General features: G+C 60.6%; 17 protein-coding genes. 13 read left to right on the top strand and 4 right to left on the bottom strand.

The features are described from left to right. The first annotated feature begins 258 nt into the window (after positions 1 to 258). The 8 genes from ACOOEX_RS04235 (at position 259) to ACOOEX_RS04200 (ending at position 9,142) form a co-directional block, all read left to right on the top strand. Positions 259 to 930 (top strand): cyclic nucleotide-binding domain-containing protein, encoded by a 672-nt coding sequence (locus tag ACOOEX_RS04235; protein ID WP_420397268.1) that lies wholly within the window; start codon positions 259 to 261, stop codon positions 928 to 930. Positions 931 to 1,484: 554 nt separating this feature from the next. After that, on the top strand, positions 1,485 to 2,624 hold the full coding sequence (locus ACOOEX_RS04230; RefSeq protein WP_420397267.1) for an aromatic ring-hydroxylating oxygenase subunit alpha: 1,140 nt from the start codon (positions 1,485 to 1,487) through the stop codon (positions 2,622 to 2,624). Continuing rightward, entirely contained in the window at positions 2,621 to 4,144 is a 1,524-nt protein-coding gene (gene betC, locus ACOOEX_RS04225) for a choline-sulfatase (protein WP_420397266.1), read from the top strand. Before ACOOEX_RS04230 ends, betC begins: the two co-directional genes overlap by 4 nt. Positions 4,145 to 4,149: 5 nt before the next feature. Beyond that, entirely contained in the window at positions 4,150 to 4,947 is a 798-nt protein-coding gene (locus ACOOEX_RS04220; protein WP_420397265.1) for an SDR family NAD(P)-dependent oxidoreductase, read from the top strand. Positions 4,948 to 5,095: 148 nt separating this feature from the next. Then, on the top strand, positions 5,096 to 6,028 hold the full coding sequence (locus ACOOEX_RS04215; RefSeq protein WP_420397264.1) for a 3-keto-5-aminohexanoate cleavage protein: 933 nt from the start codon (positions 5,096 to 5,098) through the stop codon (positions 6,026 to 6,028). A 17-nt stretch (positions 6,029 to 6,045) separates the two neighbouring features. Beyond that, a complete protein-coding gene (locus ACOOEX_RS04210) occupies positions 6,046 to 7,464 on the top strand; it encodes an aminobutyraldehyde dehydrogenase (RefSeq protein WP_420397263.1) in 1,419 nt (472 codons plus the stop codon). Then, entirely contained in the window at positions 7,461 to 8,198 is a 738-nt protein-coding gene (locus tag ACOOEX_RS04205; protein WP_420397262.1) for an SDR family NAD(P)-dependent oxidoreductase, read from the top strand. Before ACOOEX_RS04210 ends, ACOOEX_RS04205 begins: the two co-directional genes overlap by 4 nt. After that, positions 8,198 to 9,142, top strand: coding sequence for a 3-hydroxyacyl-CoA dehydrogenase NAD-binding domain-containing protein (locus ACOOEX_RS04200; RefSeq protein ID WP_420397261.1), 945 nt, complete (start codon positions 8,198 to 8,200; stop codon positions 9,140 to 9,142). Before ACOOEX_RS04205 ends, ACOOEX_RS04200 begins: the two co-directional genes overlap by 1 nt. Before the next feature lie 190 nt (positions 9,143 to 9,332). On the opposite strand, the gene ACOOEX_RS04195 is transcribed toward ACOOEX_RS04200, so the two are convergent. Both ACOOEX_RS04195 and ACOOEX_RS04190 read right to left on the bottom strand, forming a co-directional pair. Further along, on the bottom strand, positions 9,333 to 10,382 hold the full coding sequence (locus tag ACOOEX_RS04195; RefSeq protein WP_420397260.1) for a GlxA family transcriptional regulator: 1,050 nt from the start codon (positions 10,380 to 10,382) through the stop codon (positions 9,333 to 9,335). 525 nt (positions 10,383 to 10,907) lie between these two features. Continuing rightward, positions 10,908 to 11,540 carry a TetR/AcrR family transcriptional regulator gene (locus tag ACOOEX_RS04190; protein ID WP_420397259.1) on the bottom strand — a complete coding sequence of 211 codons (633 nt, stop codon included), beginning with the start codon at positions 11,538 to 11,540 and terminating at the stop codon, positions 10,908 to 10,910. A gap of 181 nt (positions 11,541 to 11,721) precedes the next feature. Between ACOOEX_RS04190 and ACOOEX_RS04185 the strand changes: the two genes are divergently transcribed. The 5 genes from ACOOEX_RS04185 to ACOOEX_RS04165 are packed head-to-tail and all read left to right on the top strand — an operon-like array spanning position 11,722 to position 18,341. Then, on the top strand, positions 11,722 to 12,684 hold the full coding sequence (locus ACOOEX_RS04185) for an efflux RND transporter periplasmic adaptor subunit (RefSeq protein WP_420397258.1): 963 nt from the start codon (positions 11,722 to 11,724) through the stop codon (positions 12,682 to 12,684). 5 nt (positions 12,685 to 12,689) lie between these two features. Continuing rightward, positions 12,690 to 15,812, top strand: a complete 3,123-nt coding sequence (locus ACOOEX_RS04180; RefSeq protein WP_420397257.1) for an efflux RND transporter permease subunit — start codon at positions 12,690 to 12,692, stop codon at positions 15,810 to 15,812. Beyond that, positions 15,809 to 16,078: a hypothetical protein gene (locus ACOOEX_RS04175; RefSeq protein ID WP_420397256.1), complete on the top strand. Its 270-nt coding sequence runs from the start codon at positions 15,809 to 15,811 to the stop codon at positions 16,076 to 16,078. Before ACOOEX_RS04180 ends, ACOOEX_RS04175 begins: the two co-directional genes overlap by 4 nt. Then, positions 16,075 to 16,755, top strand: coding sequence for a DUF2461 domain-containing protein (locus ACOOEX_RS04170; protein WP_420397255.1), 681 nt, complete (start codon positions 16,075 to 16,077; stop codon positions 16,753 to 16,755). Before ACOOEX_RS04175 ends, ACOOEX_RS04170 begins: the two co-directional genes overlap by 4 nt. Then, positions 16,752 to 18,341: a xanthine dehydrogenase family protein molybdopterin-binding subunit gene (locus tag ACOOEX_RS04165; RefSeq protein ID WP_420397254.1), complete on the top strand. Its 1,590-nt coding sequence runs from the start codon at positions 16,752 to 16,754 to the stop codon at positions 18,339 to 18,341. The genes ACOOEX_RS04170 and ACOOEX_RS04165 overlap by 4 nt, the downstream gene beginning before the upstream one ends. A gap of 104 nt (positions 18,342 to 18,445) precedes the next feature. Here ACOOEX_RS04165 and istB read toward each other — a convergent pair whose 3' ends face one another. Together istB and istA are read right to left on the bottom strand one after the other, a co-directional pair. Continuing rightward, entirely contained in the window at positions 18,446 to 19,177 is a 732-nt protein-coding gene (gene istB, locus ACOOEX_RS04160) for an IS21-like element helper ATPase IstB (RefSeq protein ID WP_420397253.1), read from the bottom strand. Further along, positions 19,174 to 20,415: an IS21 family transposase gene (istA, locus tag ACOOEX_RS04155; protein WP_420397252.1), complete on the bottom strand. Its 1,242-nt coding sequence runs from the start codon at positions 20,413 to 20,415 to the stop codon at positions 19,174 to 19,176. Before istA ends, istB begins: the two co-directional genes overlap by 4 nt. Positions 20,416 to 20,454: the final 39 nt, after the last annotated feature.

Here is a 20,454-nt window from a genome sequence, read left to right as displayed (position 1 = left end):
GCCATTGCTGCTGTTCCGGGTTGCGGCAGACATGCAGCCCTTCGGAGCGGCCAGAGTTGATTCAGATCAAAAGAATGACGATTATCCAGCAAAATAAATGACTTACAGATATTCATCATGTCAGTGCGGGCGGTCAGTCAATCCGACAAGTAACGGCCGTCAATCGACGACTTGACATTTATCAAGCGAAGGAAAAGGATGCCCGCATGCAACACAAGGAGGCACTTACAGACCATGCCCGAGTCGTATCGACAAGAAGTGCGCGACCTCGCCCTGTTTGCCGATATGGATCAGGCGCATTTCGAAACCCTCATGCGAGGGTCCTACGTCCAGAACTTTCCGCCGCGGATCGATCTGATCACCGAAGGGGACGCTCCGGACTTCCTGCATGTCGTCATGTCCGGCTCTGTCGACCTGTTTTCATCATGGAACGGCAGGGAAACCAGCTTGGCGACCGTGCGCCCTGTCAGCACATTCATTCTTGCGGCCACCATCAAGGATGCGCCCTACCTGATGTCTGCGCGGACATTGGAAAAGAGCAGGATCATCCTTCTACCCTCCGAGGACGTGCGCAGTGCCTTCGAAAAAGATGGTGCGTTCGCACGGGCGATCGTGACCGAGCTTTCACAATGCTACCGCGCCGTCGTGAAGAACACCAAAGACCTCAAACTGCGGACATCATTGGAAAGACTGGCGAACTACTTGCTGCGCCAGAGATCGCGAACGGGGTCTGACGCCTTCGACCTGACCATGGAAAAACGGCGCTTGGCCTCCTTTCTGGGAATGACCCCGGAAAATCTGAGCCGCGCCTTCAAGGGACTGGAGCCTTACGGCGTGCAGGTCCACGGCAACCATATCAAGATCATGGACGCCGAGGATTTGACGCGTTTCGCCAAACCCACCCCGCTTATCGACGACCATTCCACGTAGAGGCAACGTCAGACGAATTCGAACCAATCTCCACACGGACAATAGGCCCGTCCGTTACGCAGCCCAGTGAGAGCGTCAATCAGCCTGAGCAGCGGCTCGACTTATCTTGAAATGCTGTCTACTCGAGAGACTGCGATCCTGGTTGACATGGTTCAAGACGGAATCGCGGATGGCGGCGAGTTTCCGAAGACGTCGCATGCGCCGGAAGGGAGCATCCCCGCTCGCGGCATGGAAATGACAAGTTCGAATTCTCCGCCCCGTTGTTGAGCCAGCAACCTGTCTCATGCCGATCGACCGCGCCACCCTCGATGATTACAGCCGTTACTTCATCGTCCCCAAACTCCGCACGACGATGATTTGGTGGCTGTATTCGTTTGGAGCATCCGTTTTGACAACGCCCCACATTTCGTTCGAGTTCCAGGCTTGGCCGATGCATATCCCCCCTTAGAGAGTGGCGAGAAAAATTAATTCTCTGACTATCTGTGCAAAGTTGAGGCTAGGAATTCGCGAAAGAGTGATTCATCGAGATCCTGATTCTTGTTGGGAGAACACAGATGACGCAGTTTCCAGATCAGCGCGCTTTTGATGCCATCGGCCAGGGGTTCGACCCTGATCCAAGCCGGGCACTCTCGCTTCGCAAGGAAGCATATACGGGCGCGGATTGGTTCGCGGTCGACCGCAAAGGTATCCTTGCAAAGACATGGCAGTGGGTGTGTCACGTAGAAAAACTTCGCAAACCCGGGTCATATGTGGCAACGCAAATTGCCGGTCATCCAGTTGCCGTTGTTCGTGATCGGGACGGCATTTTGCGGGCCTTCTACAATGTCTGCAAACACCGCGCACATGAACTCCTGTCCGGCGAAGGGGAAACGACACGGATCATGTGCCCCTACCATGCCTGGGTCTACAAGCTTGACGGGCAACTCGTTCGCGCGCCTGAAACCGAGCATCTGGAGGATTTCACCCCTCGCGACATCTGTCTGGACGCTGTTCAGGTCGAAGAATTTGCAGGCTTTGTTTTCGTGAACCTCGATCCCGACGCTGAACCACTGGCAAAGATGTCCGGCAATCTTGAAACGGAAATCCGCCATTGGGCGCCTGATATCGACCAGCTGACTTTTGGCAAGAGATTGACCTACGACATCAAGTCGAACTGGAAGAACGTCGTCGACAACTTCCTCGAGTGCTATCACTGTCCGACCGCCCACAAGGATTTCTGTGACCTGGTCGACATGGACACCTACAAGGTGACAACCTACGACTATTATTCCAGCCATATGGCGGATGCAGGACAGAGCGCCAACTCGGCCTATGACGTTTCGAACGCGACCGTTCGCACCCATGCGGTTTGGTGGCTCTGGCCGACAACATGTCTGATGCGCTATCCGGGACGCTCCAGCATGATTGTTCTCAATATCATTCCGATCGGACCGGACCGAACACTGGAAACCTACGATTTCTTCCTGGAAACACCCGAGCCTGACGCAATGGAGATCGACGCGATGCGCTATCTCGACGAGGTGCTGCAGGTGGAAGACATCAGCCTTGTCGAAAGCGTGCAACGGGGCATGGAGACACCCGCCTTTACACAAGGCAGGATCGTTTCCGACCCGACGGGCTCTGGCAAGTCCGAACACGCCGTGCATCACTTCCACGGACTTGTGTTGGACGCCTACAGACGGGCGGCGCCATGACGCGCCCGAATATTGTGGTGGTGATGGCAGACCAGCTGGCACCATCCTTTACAGGCGCATACGGACACAAGGTTGCAAAGACCCCGCATATTGACGCGCTGGCGGCGCGCGGGATGCGGTTTGACGCAGCCTACTGCAACTCGCCGCTTTGCGCGCCGTCGCGCTTTGCGTTCATGTCCGGTCAGCATGTCAGCCGGATTGCCGCCTATGACAACGCGTCGGAATTTCGTGCGAGCGTCCCGACATTTGCCCACTATCTGAAAAGCCTCGGCTACCGGACGTGTCTGTCCGGTAAGATGCACTTTGTAGGCCCCGATCAGATGCATGGTTTCCAGGACCGCATCACAACAGATATCTATCCGGCCGACTTTGCATGGACCCCCGATTGGGAGGCCCACGACGAACGGATCGACAAGTGGTATCACAACATGCAGACGGTCAAGGAGAGCGGCGTCGCCGTCGCAACTTTCCAGACCGACTATGATGACGAGGTCGAATTTGCCGCACGACGCTGGCTGATTGACCGCGGGAGAGATCGGGCCGCGGGCGATACCGCTCCATTCTGTATGGTTGCCAGCTTTATCCACCCCCACGACCCCTATGTTGCCAAGCCGGAATTCTGGAATCTCTATTCAGACGACGAGATCGACATGCCCGAGGGTCTTTCGCTTGATCAGCATGACCCGTTCTCCCGCAGGGTCATGGACGGGATCGAGGCCTCGACTGTGCCCCTGACCGAAGAAGAGATCCGCCGCGCTCGTCGGGCGTATCTAGCTAATGTCAGCTATTTCGACAGCAAGGTCGGCGCGATTGTCAAAGCGCTCGAGGACATCGGGGAAATCGAGAATACCATCGTGATCGTGACTGCCGACCACGGCGACATGCTGGGCGAACGTGGCCTGTGGTACAAGATGACATTCTTCGAGAACTCTGCCCGTGTCCCCTTGATCTTTGCTGGTCCGGGCGTTGCGCGGGGGACGGTCCAGAACGCCTGTTCACTTGTCGATCTCCTACCGACATTCGTCGAAATCGGGGGCGGCACTGCCGACATGGTGGGTGAGCCGATCGACGGAAGGTCCCTGATGCCGCTGGCCTCAGGCAAAGAAGCGCCGGAAGATGTGGCGATAGCAGAATACTGCGCCGAGATGACTCCTTGGCCGGTTTTCATGATCAGACGCGGGCCGTTGAAATACATCCACTGCGATGTCGATCCACCCCAGCTCTATGATTTGGAAAGCGATCCAGAGGAGCGCAGAAATCTGGTCAGTGACCCGAATTATGCCGCAGAGGCGGCGGCCTTTGCAGCCGAAGTCGCCGAGCGATGGGACAGCGCGACACTGCGCGAGGATGTCATGCGCACCCAACGGTCTCGACGAGCGCTGCACGCCGCCATGGAGGCCGGCGCCAGCGAACCTTGGGATTATAATCCGCCGCGTGATGCCAGTCAGGAATACGTGCGCAACCACATGGATTGGACGGTCGCCGCCGCGCGATATCGCTATCCGCCAACACAGGAGTAGATTGTATGGGCATTCAGGATGGCAAAGTCGCCCTGGTCACAGGTGGTCGCGGCGGGATCGGTCGCGCAATTGTCGAGCGCTTGTCCAAAGAAGGCGCGGTCGTCTACGCAGCCGATCTCAGCGAGACCGGATCACTTTCGGGCACAAGCACAAACAGTGGTCACTTCATCCGGCTGGATGTGACCTCTGAGGATGAAGCCATTGCGGCGATGGACCGCGTGAAGGATGAGCGGGGCAAGCTTGATATCCTCGTGAATGCGGCCGGGATCGAGATCGAGAAGACCATCGAGACCACCACGCTTGACGAGTGGAACCGGTCTTTTGCGGTCAATGTCACCGGTACTTTCCTGACGTCGAAATATGCCTTGCCTCTGATGCGGAAGGCTGCCAGCGGCGGACAGTCCGCATCGCTCATCAATTTCGGGTCCTATGATGGTTTCATCGCTGATCCGGGCCTTGCCGCCTATTGTGCAACCAAAGGGGCGGTGCATGCTCTGACCCGCGCAATGGCCTGCGATCATGGCCCGGAAGGCATTCGCGTGAACGCCATCTGTCCCGGCTACATTGATACGCCGATGCTTCAAAGCTTCTTCACCGGTGACGGCTCGGGTGGTGGCGGCAAGACGATTGACCAACTCCAGCAGGCAGTGCGCGACGTCCACCCAATGCGCACCTACGGCACACCTCAGGACATCGCAAATCTTGTCAACTGGCTTGCAAGCGATGAGGCCCGCTATGCCAGCGGTCAGCTTTGGGTTCTTGATGGAGGGTTGAGCGCGCAAGTTCAACAAATGCGCCTGTGAGACTGATCGCCAACCAGAGGCTACGCCCGGAGCAAGAAACACGGCTCGACCAGTGTGCCCTTGGTGAGATGTCGCCCAGTCATATGATCTATCGCCTCGAACGTGGATGGCCGAACTTGCAAGTGGTGCCGTAGGAGGACCCGACAAAATGCCTAAATCAGTAATCATCACATGTGCGCCGACCGGTGGCATTCACACGCCATCAATGAGCCCGCATCTCCCCATTACGCCTGCCGAAATCGCTACCGCGAGCATCGAAGCGGCGGAAGCCGGTGCTGCCATCATTCACCTGCATGCGCGCCATCCCGAGACCGGCAAACCTGATCCACGGCCAGAGTTGTTCCAACAGTTCATGCCGGTGATCAAACAATCGACGGATGCGGTGATCAATGTCTCGACAGGGGGCGGTCTGGGCATGTCGATGGACGAGCGGATGCTCGCAGCCACTATGACCAGCCCCGAAATGGCGTCGTTGAACGTGGGATCTCTGAATTTCGGCATCTTCCCGATGCTGCAGAAATACACTGAATTCCAGCATGATTGGGAACGTCCGTTCCTCGAAATGACCGAGGATTTCATCTTTCCCAACACCTTCAAGACGATCCGTTATGCAATCGAAAAGCTGGGCGGCGACCACGGCACGAAGTTCGAATTCGAGTGCTACGATTTGGGCCACCTCTACAATGTGAAGTGGTTTGTCGATCAGGGCCTGATCAAACCGCCGTTCTTCATTCAGATGGTGTTTGGCATTCTTGGGGGGGTTGGTGCCGATCTGGACAACCTGATGCACATGCACACGATTGCCGACAAGCTGTTCGGACCTGAGAATTACGAGTGGTCCGTGCTGGCGGCGGGTCGGCACCAGATGCCGTTCGGCACACAAGCGGCACTCTTGGGCGGCAACCTGCGCGTCGGCCTCGAAGACAGCCTGTTCATCGGAAAGGGCGAACTGGCGACATCCAACGCACAGCAAGTCCGCAAGATCCGCGGGATCATCGAAAGCCTCGGACTCGAAGTCGCGACACCCGCCGAAGCCCGTGCAAGGCTTGCTCTGAAAGGTGCGGACCGCGTTAATTTCTAGAAATTGGAGGCACAAGAATGCAGACGCAATTGCTGATCAATGGAGAGTTGGTGAACGGTGCAGGAGAGGAACTGCCCGTTATCAATCCCGCAACAGGAGAAGACATCTGCCGCGTCGCCGAGGCCAGTTTCGAACAGGTCGAAGCCGCCACGCGCACGTCGGAAGAAGCCTTCGAGTCCTTCCGTCACACATCTCCCTCAGAGCGTGCAGCATTGCTACTGCAGATTGCCGACATCATAGAAGCCAATCAGGATACCTTGGCCGAACTGGAAAGCCTCGATGTCGGCAAACCCTGGCCCTCGGCCCGCGATGACGAATTTCCGCTGACGATCGACACGTTCAGGTTTTTCGCCGGTGCGGCACGGACCATGACAGGCTCGGCGGCGGGCGAATATGTAGCCGGTCACACCAGCATGATCCGCCGCGATGCTGTCGGTCCCGTTGCAGCCATCGCGCCCTGGAACTACCCGCTGATGATGGCCGCATGGAAGCTGGCAGCCCCGATCGCGGCGGGTTGCACGGTGGTTCTGAAACCATCGGAAATCACGCCGCTCTCAACCTTGAAACTCGCGGAGCTGCTTCAGGGCGTGCTGCCCAAAGGGGTGCTGAATGTCATCCATGGGCGCGGACATTCCATCGGGGACCAGTTGATCAACAGTCCGCAAATGGAAGCGATCACCGTCACTGGTTCACCCGCGACCGGCATGGCAGCCATGCGTGCGGCAGGCCAGCAGATCCGTCATGTCCATCTGGAACTTGGCGGCAAGGCCCCTGTTATCGTGTTTGACGATGCCGATCTGGACGCAGTCGCCGAAACCATTCGCTATGGCAGCTTCTTCAATGCGGGGCAGGATTGCGCCCAACCTTGTCGCGTGCTGGTGCAGGATGGTGTCTACGACAAATTGGTGGCGGCGGTCGAAGCTCAGGTCAAGGAGATCAGGATTGGAGCTCCAGAGGCCGAAGGGACCGAAATGGGGCCTATCGTCTCGGCCCTGCAGCGGGACCGTGTGGCAGGCTTTGTCGAGCGCGCGCGTGGTACGGCAGAGATCGTGACAGGCGGTGCTGCCGGCGAGGGTGCTGGTTTCTTTTATCTGCCGACGGTCGTTGCCAATGTCGACAACGCCGCCGAAATCGCCCGTGAAGAGGTCTTTGGCCCCGTGGTCACCCTCTCGCGCTTCTCTGATGCAGACGAAGCTGTGCAAATTGCAAACAATGGCCGCTATGGTCTGGCTTCATCGGTATGGACCCGCGATGTGGGGCGGGCGATGTCGATGACCTCACGACTGCGCTATGGCTTCACTTGGGTCAACACCCACGGGGTCGGCACGCCCGAGATGCCCTGGGCGGCCATGAAGGGATCAGGAACCGGCTGCGATATGAGCGTCTATGGTCTGGATGCCTATACCTCCATTCGTCATGTGATGGTGGCACATTGACCCGGCTCGCTGGAAAAAGGGCGCTGGTCACTGGCGGGCGCCAAGGGATCGGGCGTGGCATTGTCGAGGCTTTTATTGCCGAAGGGGCAGAAGTCATTACGTGTGGTCGCGGCGCGGCGCCCGACGGCCTGCCCTGCGCATGGCATAGTCTGGATGTCAGTGATCCCTTAGCCGTGAAGGCCGCAGCGCTAGCGATCGGGGCGCTCGACATTCTGGTCAACAACGCCGGGGTCCAAGTGGAAAAGACAGTGACCGAAAGTACCGACGCCGACTGGGATCTGGTGATCGGGGCAAACTGCAAAGGCGTTTTCAACTGTTGCCGGGCATTCATTCCGCAGATGAACCAGGGCGGAAGCATAGTGAACATCGGGTCGATTTCGGGGCAGGTCGCCGATCCTTCAATGGCGCTTTACAATGCGTCAAAGGCCTTCGTGCACGGGCTGACCCGCTCGATCGCTGTCGATCATGGACCAGCGATCCGGTGCAACGCGATTTGCCCGGGCTGGATCAACACAGGGATGCTTGAAGCCGGTTTTGATCTGGCGACAGACCCAGATGCGGCAAGGGCGGATGCCATAGCGCGGCACCCCGTGCGCCGCTTCGGACAGCCGCGCGATATTGCAGCGATGGCCGTCTGGCTGGCCTCGGACGAAGCCGGATTCGCCAGCGGCCAGCTCTTCACCGTGGATGGCGGCATGACGGCCGCTTCACCACTCAATCCCGGAGTGTTCTGATGTCAGAGTTTCCACATACGGCCGTCTTGGGTGCAGGCGTTATCGGCGCAAGCTGGGCGGCGCTCTTTCTAGCTGCCGGACGGTCCGTCACTGTCTTTGACCCTGCTCCGAATGCGGAAGCGCAGACACGTCTCGCCATCGCAACCGCGTGGCCGACGCTTGTGGAACTAGGCTTGACCGAACGAGGCGACCCAGACGCAGTCACTTTTGTCGATACTGCGGCCAAAGCCGTGGACGGGGCGATGTTCATTCAGGAAAACGTCCCCGAGCGGGAGGCGATCAAGCACGCCTTATACGCCGAAATCGAACCGGTCCTTGCGCCGGGTGCGATTGTCTCGAGCTCGACCTCCGGTATGACCTTAGAGGCCCTGCAGGCTGGTTGGCGTGATCCGGCACCGCTGATCCTCGGGCATCCGTTCAATCCGCCACATCTGATCCCACTGGTCGAACTGACGGCCAATGACCGGACGGGCGACGGCGTGCTGGAACGGACGGAAGCGTTTTACCACGACATCGGCAAGGTCACGATCCGGATCAAGAAGGGCATGCCCGGGCACGTCGCGAACCGCCTTCAGGCCGCGGTCTGGCGGGAAGCGGTCCATATGGCCGTCGAAGGCATCGCATCGGTCGAAGACATCGACAAGGCGATGTGGGCGGGCCCCGGCTTGCGGTGGGCCGCAATGGGGCCAACAATGCTGTTCAACCTTGGCGCAGGCGAAGGCGGGCTTCAGGCGTTTTGCGACCACTTTCGGGATACCTTCAACGGCTGGTGGGACGGGCTGGGGCAGCCGCACCTTGATGACGATGTGATCGCGACGCTGGTTCGGGGCGTTTCCCTGGAAGCTCGCGGACGATCAGTTGCAGAGATCGCAGCCGAGCGCGACGCACTGATCGTCGCCATGCAAAAATCCCTCAGAGGCTTGAGATCAAACCCCGATATATGAGCAGCTTCGCGTCGTGCGATTGGCTGGGAGGCGGTGTTTGATCCCAAGGTTTGATGGTGCGATCCATCCGTCGCGTGCTGCCAGAAGAATGCGAACGCGTCATCGCTCATCGCGTTGCATATGCGAAGCCCTTCAGGATCGCCCCGAGCACCGGGTTTCGATGGTCTCTCGTTTGATGCTTTCCCCCAGGTCAAGCCTCTTCACCGTCGCCAAGGACACTTTGAACCTTCCGATACATCGGCCATGCCCGGAATTCGAAAGGTACGCGGCCCTCAACACGGTCCCGGACGGGCGACAAACCAAACCGAGCTTTGTAAGCCCGCGAGAAATGCACTGGGCTCGCGAATCCCGAGGCCACCGCGATCTCCGAAATTTTCAGATCGGTCTGCGTGACAAGTCCACGTGCTCTATCTAGCCTGATATCCCGATAATACAGCGCGGGAGACTTCCTGATGTGCTTTGCGAAAAGCCGGTCCACCTGACGCTGAGACAAGTCAACTCTTTCACAAACCTCGGGAATCGAAAGAGGGTCTTCCAGATGCTGCTCCATAACTTGTATCACTTGCCGTACAATCGCAGGCACCGTCGCCCCAAAGGGATCCCGGTCGATAGGTTGTTGCCATGCGCCCAGTTTGCGGACCGCCGGATGGAAAATGTAACGCGCAGCTGCGTTTGCCAGAGCCTGACCTGATGTCTCTCTTAGAATATGCAGTGCAAAATCTACTGCCGCTGTCCCTCCGCAACAGGACAAGTAGGGTCCATCAAAGACGAACAGATCTTCCAAGACGTCTGTTTCCGGGTAGGTCTCCTTCAATGCATCAATGTGTTCATAGTGCACAGTTGCGCGCCTGTTTCTCAGCAGTCCTGATTGCGCCATTATGAATGCGCCCGTATCAAGCCCGGCAATCGTAGCCCCTTGCCGCCGCCACCTACGTGTGGCGGACTGAATTGCCTTGGTTGCGTAGACCTCTGGTGTCCAGCTCGATGAGATCAGAACTATTTTTGGCGTGTAGCCTTCTAGATCTTGAATCGCCGCAGTTTCGATCCCAACCCCGCTACTGGGGACACAGATTCCACCCTGTTCGGAAATAAGTCGCCACCTGAAGACCCTTCGGCCCTCAAGGTAATTGGCGGCCCGAAACGGATCAATGAAACCCAACGTTGCGAAGGAATTAAAGCTCGGTGTTACAATGATGGCCAGCTCGATAATATCGTCAGAATAGTCGGTGCGCTCTGTCATCAGTGAACATTCCCTAGTGAACTCCGCCCATAGTCTAGAACTAACCGTTGTGAGTACAGTCTCGGCAGGAAATTAGTTAGTAAAGATATTGCACGATGGGTCGTTTGGTGGGCGAGATTTACTCCTACACCAGAGGAAAGCTTTTCAATGGCTTGCCCCCTGCTCCTCGAGCCCGACTGTTACCAACAGCCTTCAGTGAATCTCGGCCGCCGTCAGGGATTTTGGGATCCCCCGAAAACCGAGCCGTGGGTTGCTTGAATGAGAGGCTCGCGCGCCAAAATCGCCATATCCCGTCCCGGAGACGCGTCTCTACCGGCGCAAAGCAGGCCTGACCCGCGGGGATTCCAAGAGAAATTAGTGAATACTTTTTTACTAATATCAATGATTTATGCGATTGGCGGAGGGAGTGGGCCTGACTTCGAACCTTCTCCACTTTGGATGAGCTTTAACCTTTTGAAAAATTACACTTTTTCGAGAATCCTGCAAAATCCCAATGATGGATCGGGGGTACAAGTTGCCAGCTGATCAAACTGCCAGCGGTTTAGCGAGTGCTTGCATCAGCATGTCGACATGCCCATCGCGGAGATGTGCAACAGGAAAATGCTCTTCCAAGTCCTGAAATGTGGCGAACATTTCGCGTGAAAGGGAAAGTGTCACGATCGGTCCGAAGACGAGATGCAGAAAGACTTTCCTATCGACATCCGCGAATTGCCCCGAAGCCACGCCTTCGTCGATCATCTTGCACAGGATCTCGTGCTGGGGTCCGATGTAGTCGTCATGGAAGGACCGCGCGACCGTGGGGAACGAGCGCGAGACCTCGGCGATCAAGGGTGACATCCGTCCGACCTGCGACGAGATGATCGTCTCGTAGAGCGCGTTGATAGCCGCCCGCATCTTCTCCGGCGCGTCGGACGCGTCGCCCGACGCAATGTCTCGAAGCCGTTCGAGTTCAGCCGCGTAGCCATGCGTGACGCAGGCTGCGAACAGCTCTTCCTTGCCCGGAAAGTGGTGGTAGAGCGACGCCTTTGTCAGCCCGGCCGCCTCGGCGACGGCGGCCATGGACGTGGCAGCGAACCCGTTTTCGAGAAAAAGGCCCGTGGCGATCTCGACGATCTCGCGACGCCGCGCGCTCGGGGCAGTTTTTTTTGTTTCGGCCATTGATCCTTTGCGACCTCCCTCTAACTCCCAACCGAGCGGTCGGTTGGGCTGCGCATTCTATAGTTAGGTTTTCGGCATGAAACTTCAATGCACTTTCACTGCTGCGATGGCTTCCACCGTCTTCTTGCTGTCGCCTACTCTCGTGGCGGCGCAACAAGGTCAAGGATCGCAGCCAGTCTTCGTGCGAACGCTGGTGGTATCCGAACCGGAAGCGACGGTGACGCGCCAGTTCTTCGGACGCGTCCGTGCGCGGGATACCTTGGATCTGGCCTTCGAGGTGGGCGGCAGGTTGTCGTTCCTCGACGCGGTGGAAGGCGCGCCGGTCTTGGCCGGCACCCTGATTGCCGCGCTTGATATCGACCCGTTCGAACGGGCCGTCGCCCGCGCAGAAGTCACCCTTGCACAGGCCGAGCGCGATCTCGACCGAGCGCGGCAACTCGCCGTGCGCAACGTGGCTTCCTCCGTCAACGCCGAAATGGCAGAGACGGCACGCGATCTCGCCGCGCTGAACCTGCGGGATGCCCACGCCGCGCTCGACGATGCGCGGATTGTGGCGCCCTTCGACGGACTGATCGCTGACCGGATCTCTTCGAACGGGACGATCGTCGAACCGGGGCAGCCGGTCGTGCGGCTGCATGACATGTCCGAGTTTCGTGTCGAGATCGAGCTGCCCGAGCGTCTCTTGGGCCAGCTTCCAGATCCGGGCCAGATCGACTTTGTCGCGGTCCTGCCGGGAGGGGAGGTCTACCCGCTCACCTTCCGCGAGCTGCGGGCCGAGACCGGACCGGTCGGCCAAAGCTACACGATGTCTCTCGCAGCATCAGACGACCGGCTCCCACGCTTTCTGCCGGGGCAGACCGTCATCGTCCGCGCGGCGGTGCCCCGCCCGGACCCGCGCCCGGCCGTGCCCGCCACCGCCATTGCGACTGCGCCGGACGGAGGCGCTTATGTCGTCGCGGTGGAGGCTCGGGGTGGAGACCTCTACGCTCAACATATCGGCGTCGAGGTCGTGTCCCCCACGGGCACCACACTCATCATCGAAGGCCTGCCTGAAGAGACCGAGATCGTCGCCATCGGCGCCCATGCCGTGCCGGATGGCAGCCCGCTGGCGCGCTACGCCGGTCTTGTCCGCGGCGCGGAGTAGGCACCATGGAGATCGCCCGCACCGCCATAGAGCGTCCCCTCTACACCTGGCTCCTGATCCTGTTCTGCCTGTTCGGCGGTGTCGCCGGATACCTGAGCGTCGGCAAGCTCGAGGACCCGGTCTTCACGCTCAAATCCGCGCTGGTGATCACGCCCTACCCAGGCGCGACAGCCGGGGAAGTCGCGGCCGAGGTCTCCGAGGTGCTCGAGGCCGAGCTGCAGCAGATGGATGAGGTCGCCACGATCACCTCGTCCAATAGGCCCGGCGTCTCGGTGATCGAAGTCGAGGTCCGCGACACGTTCGACGGCACTGAGCTGCCGCAGATCTGGGACGACCTGCGCGACCGCGTGGCCGATGCGATACCCAACCTGCCGCCGGGCGCTTTGCCTCCCACCGTCAACGACAGCTTCGGCGACGTCTACGGCCTGGTCTACGCCGTCTCGGCGCCGGGCTACCCAGACGCCGACATCCGGGACATCGCCACCTTCCTGCGCCGCGAGGTGCTTACCGTGCCGGGCGTCGCGAATGCCGAATTGCGCGGCTTGCCGGAAGAGGCGATCTACATCGAACCCTCCAGCGCCACGCTAACCGAGTTCGGCATCCCGCCCGAGGCGCTCATTGGCGCCGTCGCCAGCATCGACGGCATCACGCCGACGGGTGCGGTCAGCCTCGACCAGACGGATCTGCGTATCGAGGGTCCCGCCTCGGATGACAGCGTCTCGGAGGTCGGCGCGCTGCGCTTCGGTTTCGGCGGCGAGCTCCTCAACCTGCTCGACCTCGCCTCGGTGAGCCGCGGGCGCATCGACGACCCCTCCCAGATCATCCGCCACAATGGGGCCGAGGCCTTCACACTCGGGATCGCCGGCCTGACCTCGGCGAACATCGTGACGGTGGGCGCCGCAGTCGAGGCACGGCTGGCCGAGATCGCGCCGCTCCTGCCGGCCGGCGTGACTATCGCCCCCGTCTACGAACAGCACCGCGTGGTCGCCGAGGCGAACGAGGCCTTCGTGATCAACCTCGCCATGTCGGTGGGGGTCGTGATCGCGGTTCTCGCGCTCTTCATGGGATGGCGCGCCGCGATCGTCGTGGGCGGCTCGCTGTTCCTGACGGTCAGCTTCACCTTCTTCTTCATGAACCTCTTCGACATCAAGGTTGAACGCATCAGCCTTGGCGCACTCATTATCGCGATGGGGATGCTGGTCGACAACGCCATCGTCGTGGCCGAAGGCATGCAGGTACAAATGCGGCGGGGCCGGAAGGCCGCCGATGCCGCGGCCGAGGTCGCGCGCCGCACCCAACTGCCGCTTCTGGGCGCCACCATCATCGGCATTCTCGCCTTCGCCGGGATCGGGCTCAGCCCCGACAGTTCGGGCGAGTTCCTGTTCACGCTCTTCGCCGTGATCGCGATCTCGCTCATGCTGTCCTGGCTTCTGGCGGTCACGGTCACGCCGCTTCTGGCGAGCTACTTCTTTCTCACCGAACCCGACGCGGAGGCGGCCGATCCCTATGACACGGCGTTCTTCCGCGCCTATGGCCGCGTCGTGCACTTGGCGCTGCGGTTCCGTTTCCTGGTGATACTCGGCCTTGTCGTCGCGTTCATGGCGGGTGGCAACGCCATGGGCCTCGTCAAGCAGCAGTTCTTCCCTCCGGCGACGACGCCGCTTGTCTATCTCAACTACATGGCGGCGCAGGGCACGTCGATCGCGGCGTCGTCCGAGGATCTCGCAGCACTCGAGGACTGGCTCCTGGCGCGCGACGAGGTCACCGCCGTCACGACCACAATCGGCGGGCCGATGACGCGGTTTCTTCTGACCTACACGCCCGAAGACCCCAACCCCGCCTACGGGCAGATCGTGATCCGGGTGGGGGATGCCGGCCAGATCCCGGCCTTGCGCGACGCGCTGGCCGGGCACGCCCGCATCACGCTGCCCTGGGCCGAGACCCGCGTGCAGCAGATCATCTACGGCCCTCCCGTCGGGGCGGATGTCGAGGTGCGGCTGAGCGGCCCGGACCCGGACACCCTGCGCGCGCTGGCCGCCGAAGCCCGTGCGATCTTCGAGGCCGAAACCGATCTTCTGGCGGTCGAGCGCACCGACTGGCGCGAGCGCGAGCTCGTAACGCGACCGATCTTCGCAGACGACCGCGCTCAGGCGCTCGGGATCGCGCGGGCCGACGTGGCGCAGGCCATCGCGCTGGCAACAGACGGGGTGCAGGCTGGTATGCTGCGCGAGGCCGACCGCCTGATCCCCATCGTCGTCCGCACGCCGCGGGAGGAGCAGGCCGCGGGCGCGGAGATCTTCGACCAACTCGTCTATGCGCCCGCAACGGGGCGCTTCGTCAGCCTCAGCCAGGTCGTCGACGGCTTCGACGTGATCGCTCGCGACACGCTCGTGCAGCGGCGCAACCGCGTGCCCACGATCAGCGTGCAGGCCTTTACGGTGCCGGACGTCCTGCCACCGCAAGCCTTCGGCGAGGTGCGCGCAGCCATCGAGGCGATGGCCCTGCCGCCCGGCTACCGCATGGAATGGGGCGGCGAGTTCGAGAGCGCCTCGACCGCGCAGTCGAGCCTCGGGCGCCAGATGCCGCTCGCCTTCGGGTCGATGTTCCTCATCACGCTCCTGCTCTTCGGCAAGCTCCGCCAGACCTTCGTCATCTGGACGGTCGTGCCGATGGCGGTGGCAGGCGTCGGGCTCGGCCTGCTTTGGACCGGCCTTCCCTTCAGCTTCACCGCGCTTCTCGGCCTGCTGAGCCTGTCGGGCATGCTGATCAAGAACGCGATCGTGCTGGTGGAGGAGATCGACGCCCAAAAGACCGAGGAAGGGCTGTCGCAGTCGGATGCCATCGTCGCGGCCTCGATCAGCCGCCTGCGGCCTGTCCTGCTCGCCGCCGTCACGACGATCCTCGGGATGGCGCCGCTTCTGACAGACGCGTTCTTCGCGTCGATGGCAGTCACGATCATGGCGGGCCTTGGCTTCGCGTCCATCCTGACGCTGATCGGCGTGCCCGCGCTCTACCACACCTATCTCGGGCGCGAACGCCGGGCCGAGCGGCGGAGCGCCGCCGCCTCGTCAGGGCCCGAACAGGACGAAGCGCCGACTCCGCAACGGATTGGGCTGGCAGCGGAATGATCGATGATCAGCAGGGGCATGAGCAGATGACACCTTCGACCAATCCGGGTTTCGGGATCGGCGAGACGCCGTCGAGCCTCGATAGCAGAGCAACGGCCCATCCAGCGCAATTGCGCGGCCTCGTGGAAAAGCCAAACGCGATTGCCTGGCTCGACGCATCCACCGATCCGTTCCGCAGGACCGTCATCTTCGGCCGTTTCGCCTCTGCCGCACTCATCGCAGAGAAAACCTATACATCGTCTCCAATCGAGGACCGTCCCACATGAGCAGCACAACAATCCCCGTCACCGTCGCGCCGGACGCCTTTGCCTTTCTGGAGAACCTCGCCGCGAACAACGACCGCGAGTGGTTCAACGCCAACAAGAAGACGTTCGCCACCGAGCTCGAAAGGCCGTTCGTCCATCTACTCGAGACGCTGAGCGCCCGCCTGACCGATGCCTCGCGTCCTCTATCGGGCGGAAAGGCGACCGTGTTCCGCATGAACCGCGATGTACGCTTCAGCGATGACAAGCGGCCCTACAAGACCAATCTGTCTGGGCTCTTGACGCCTTCGGGGACGAAAAAGGAACTGGGCGGTATCGTCTATCTCCACCTCGACGCGCAGGGCGGATTTGCAGCGGCGGGCCTTTACAACCTGACGCCTGCACAGCTTGGCCCGATCCGGGATACCATGATCGCCGACGCAAAGGGCTTCGCGGAGGTGAAGGCCGCGCTGGCACGGGCCGGACGCCATTTCGAGCGCACCGACAGTCTGACAGCGATGCCGAAAGGATATGCGGAGCATGCCGAACATCCGCATGCGGAAGAGCTGAAACTGAAATCCCTGATCCTGCGCGAAGACCTCGACAGGGATGCGTGGCTTTCGGGTGGCGTGGCACTGAGGGTCGAGGCCCTCGCGCGAGATGCGATGCCGCTTCTCGCCTTCGCCGAGACCGGCCGATGAGAGGGCACCGGATCGAAGGCGCCGACAAGGTAACGGGCCGCGCGCCCTTCGTCGACGACCTGCGCGCCGATGCACTCGGCTTTACCCCGCTGATCGCGATGGCCGTTGCCGCGCCCGTGGGACGTGGTGTGATCCAGAGGATCGGGGCCGAAGCTGCGCTGGCCGTGCCCGGCGTGCGGGCCGTCGTCAGCCATCTGAACGCGCCCCGCCTGCGCAAGGTCGTCTCGCTCAGCATGTCGGAGCCCGGGGTCAGATTGCCGCTGCAATCGCCAAGGATCGACTATGCCGGCCAGGTCGTGGCTCTTGTCGTGGCAGAAACGCTGGGCGCAGCGCGGCAGGGCGTGGCAGCCGTCACGGTCGAGATCGACAGGGATGCACCGCCGGTCGTGCGCCTGTCTGACGCTGCGGGCCGCCTGAAGGCCGTGAAGCGCGCGGGCATCGGACCCGGCCGCAGCCGCAAGGGCGATGTCGATGCTGCGCTGGCATCCGCCGCAGTGACCATCGACGAAGCGGTGCACAATGCCGCGCATCACCAGAACCCCATCGAACCCGGTGCCGTTATCGCCCGCTGGGATGAGGATGGAGGCCTGACGGTCCACGCCGCCGTGCAATGGCACCACATCGACAGCATGATGATCGGGCAGGCCTTCGGCTTGGGATGGGCGGAAGGACTGCCGGGTCTCCTGAACCGCGTGCTGCGCAAGGCACGGCCCGACGGCAAGGTCCGGCTTGTGAACCACTTCTCCGGCGGGGCCTTCGGTCGCAACATCTCCTATCAGGCGCTCCTGCTGGCGCCTCTGGCGGCAAAAGTGGCCGGCGCGCCGGTCAAGTTCGTTCACACGCGGCGCGACACATTCTCATTGATGTCACACCGCTCGGAGGTGCGCCAACGCCTCCGCCTCGGCGCACACGCTGACGGGCGGCTGGCCGCTATCGTTCTCGAACCCAATATCGCGAAGGGAGCGGCGGCCTTCGTCGAGCCTGTCGGTGAAATGCCGATGCAGCTTTATGCCCATGACACGCACCGACTGACCACGCGTGTGGCCGGCCTCGACCTGCCGGGTGCCGGCTGGATGCGGGGGCCAGGCGTCGCCTATGCGATCTTCGCGCTGGAACTGGGTATGGACCGGCTGGCCGCGAAGCTGGGCATGGATCCGCTCGAGATCCGGCTCCGCAATCACGCGGACATCCATCCTGTAAGCGGCAAGCCGTGGGAGTCGAAGGCGCTCCGCGACGCCTATGAGACCGGCGCCACCGCCATCGGCTGGCACGACAACAGGCCGGCGGGCGGCACGACCCGTCCCGACGGTCGCCTGACGGGCTACGGCATGGCCTCGGCCATCGACCTTGGACGGCAGTTTCCGGCCACGGCGCATGTCACTCTGACCCGCGACGGCAGAGCGATCGTGTCGCTCGCGGTCGCGGAAATGGGACAGGGACTTCTGACCGGCTTGACGGGTCTCATTGCCGAAATGGCAGGTGTCACGCCCGACAAGGTCGACCTGCGGCGGCAGGCGACGTCGGAGGGTTATGCCGCAGGCTCCATCGGTTCGACCGGCACCTTGTCAATCTGCATTCAAAACTGACCCATCGTGATCATTTACAAATGACCCACCTGGGGGGGTAGCAAAGCCCACAGGCGAGCGGCCCCCATATAGCAGGCTCGTCTGTGGGCTTTGCTTTTTCTGGTTCAGGATCTTGTTCGAGATTTGCTTTGGGCAAAACGGTAAGATGTGTTGCCGGTCTCGATGATGCTGCAGTGGTGGGTAACCCGATCCAGCAGGGCGGTGGTCATTTTTGCATCGCCGAACACCGACACCCATTCGCCGAACTCGAGGTTTGTGGTGATGATGACGCTGGTCGTCTCATACAGCTTGCTGATCAGATGAAACAGCAGCGACCCGCCAGATTTTGGGAATGGGATATAGCCGAGTTCGTCGATGATGACGCAATCCAGGGCGGTCAATTGCCTGATGATCTTCCCGGTGTTTCCCTCGGCCTGCTCTGCAATGAGGGCATTGATCAGATCGACAGCATTATAGAAGCGAACCCGCTGACCCCGATTGACTAGATTGGTCCCAAGCGCGATGGATATGTGTGTCTTGCCGGTGCCAGTTCCGCCGACCAGGATGATGTTGTGCGCGTCATCAGTGAACTGGCCTGAGCAAAACGGGTCGATCTGCCCTTTGGTGACGGTCGCAGCGCCATAATCGAATGTGGCGAAGTCCTTGTGGTGGGGGAATTTCGCGATGCGCATCTGATACTGGATGGACCGGACCCGCCGCTCTTCGGTCTCTGCTTCGATCAAGGCCTTCAGCGCTGTTGTCAGGCTGGGTGGCATGCGCGCGGCGAGCAAATCCTGAGCGCAAGCTGCCATCCCATGAAGCCTGAGGGCAACGAGTTGGTCGAGGAGGGCGTTCATGCTGCGACCCTCCTTGCCACACAGAGCGCTTCATATCTCTTGCAATCGGCCTCTGGGCGCAGGGTCAGCTGTGGATAGGAATGTGTCTCCGCCAGTGGCGCGATTGTAGGCTCCAAAAGTTGATTTACCAGATTGATGATCGCCGGCAAGCGCAGGGTACGCTGTTCGACAGCCAGATCACAGGCCATCTCGACCACGTCGATGCCATGTTCGAGTGCCAGCAGCAGCAGATCGACAAACTCGCGGTCGCCACCTTTCTTGCGCATGTAATGATCCTTGATCTGCTCCATCGATTTGGGCAATTCCCAACCGATAAAAGGCGCGCCATCACGCAGCGCACCGGGCTTGCGATCGAGCAGCGGCACATAGTGCCAGGGCTCGAAGTAACTGATATTGCGTGTAAAGCGCCGCTTATGTTCAGCGATAATTTCGTCGTTTGCGATCATGACAAGGCGATTAGCATAAGCGCGCAACGAGACGTGATGCCCCGCATGTTTGCACGGCACGCTGTAGCGATTGCTGTCATACTGCACGAGGCAGGTGGATCTGACCCGCAGAGTTTTTTCGACATAGCCGTCGAAAGGACGACCCAGTGGGCGCAGATCAACCTTCTCATCCTCAAAGACTTCGGCAATTGTGCGATGCTGTTGATCAGTATGGCGGCGTTCAACCAGTTCCTCGCAGCGCAGCAGAAGCCAGGCATTCAGTGTTGCCAGATCGTCAAAGGCCAGCCTGGGAGTGAAGAGCTCGCCACGCAGAAACTGCACCTGGTTCTCGACCTGACCCTTCTCCCATCCCGAGGCTGGCGTGCAGGCGACAGGTTCGATGATGTAATGGTTCATCAAGGCCAGAAAGCGTGGGTGAAAGATCCGATCCTTCGAGCGCGAGACATAGGTCACCATGGTTTTGGGGTTGTCGATGATCACCCGTCGCGGGACGCCGCCGAAGAACGCCAGCGCCCGCACAAAGGCATCCAGCACCATCTCCTGCTTCTCGTTCACATAGGCCACGACGAAAGGCTTGCGGCTGTGGCACAGGCGGAAATGGGCAACGTGAACCTTGTGCTGGACACCGCCTAACAGGACATATTCCTCGCTCCAGTCGAACTGAAGCGCATCGCCAGGCGCGAAATAGAGCGGGATAAAGGCATCAGTTCCGTCAGTTCCCGATGACTTCTTGAGCTCACTGACAAAACGCTGAACTGGCGAATAGGAACCCGTGTAACGGCTTTGTTGCACAAATGGGGTGAGGGATTCCCTGTGTGAATCCAGCGTGGT

Source organism: Nioella sp. (assembly GCF_965215655.1).
In the GTDB taxonomy this organism is placed as follows: Bacteria; Pseudomonadota; Alphaproteobacteria; order Rhodobacterales; family Rhodobacteraceae; genus Nioella.
Note: the sequence above shows the minus strand (reverse complement) of the source record. Positions and strands in the feature narration are given on the sequence as shown.

Excerpts from the sequence above, each read along its gene's own strand:
- ACOOEX_RS04230 (WP_420397267.1), top strand. The coding sequence starts at position 1,485 with ATGACGCAGTTTCCAGATCAGCGCGCTTTTGATGCCATCGGCCAGGGG.
- betC (WP_420397266.1), top strand. The coding sequence starts at position 2,621 with ATGACGCGCCCGAATATTGTGGTGGTGATGGCAGACCAGCTGGCACCA.
- ACOOEX_RS04220 (WP_420397265.1), top strand. The coding sequence starts at position 4,150 with ATGGGCATTCAGGATGGCAAAGTCGCCCTGGTCACAGGTGGTCGCGGC.
- ACOOEX_RS04215 (WP_420397264.1), top strand. The coding sequence starts at position 5,096 with ATGCCTAAATCAGTAATCATCACATGTGCGCCGACCGGTGGCATTCAC.
- ACOOEX_RS04210 (WP_420397263.1), top strand. The coding sequence starts at position 6,046 with ATGCAGACGCAATTGCTGATCAATGGAGAGTTGGTGAACGGTGCAGGA.
- ACOOEX_RS04200 (WP_420397261.1), top strand. The coding sequence starts at position 8,198 with ATGTCAGAGTTTCCACATACGGCCGTCTTGGGTGCAGGCGTTATCGGC.
- ACOOEX_RS04195 (WP_420397260.1), bottom strand. The coding sequence starts at position 10,382 with ATGACAGAGCGCACCGACTATTCTGACGATATTATCGAGCTGGCCATC.
- ACOOEX_RS04190 (WP_420397259.1), bottom strand. The coding sequence starts at position 11,540 with ATGGCCGAAACAAAAAAAACTGCCCCGAGCGCGCGGCGTCGCGAGATC.
- ACOOEX_RS04180 (WP_420397257.1), top strand. The coding sequence starts at position 12,690 with ATGGAGATCGCCCGCACCGCCATAGAGCGTCCCCTCTACACCTGGCTC.
- ACOOEX_RS04175 (WP_420397256.1), top strand. The coding sequence starts at position 15,809 with ATGATCGATGATCAGCAGGGGCATGAGCAGATGACACCTTCGACCAAT.
- ACOOEX_RS04170 (WP_420397255.1), top strand. The coding sequence starts at position 16,075 with ATGAGCAGCACAACAATCCCCGTCACCGTCGCGCCGGACGCCTTTGCC.
- ACOOEX_RS04165 (WP_420397254.1), top strand. The coding sequence starts at position 16,752 with ATGAGAGGGCACCGGATCGAAGGCGCCGACAAGGTAACGGGCCGCGCG.
- istB (WP_420397253.1), bottom strand. The coding sequence starts at position 19,177 with ATGAACGCCCTCCTCGACCAACTCGTTGCCCTCAGGCTTCATGGGATG.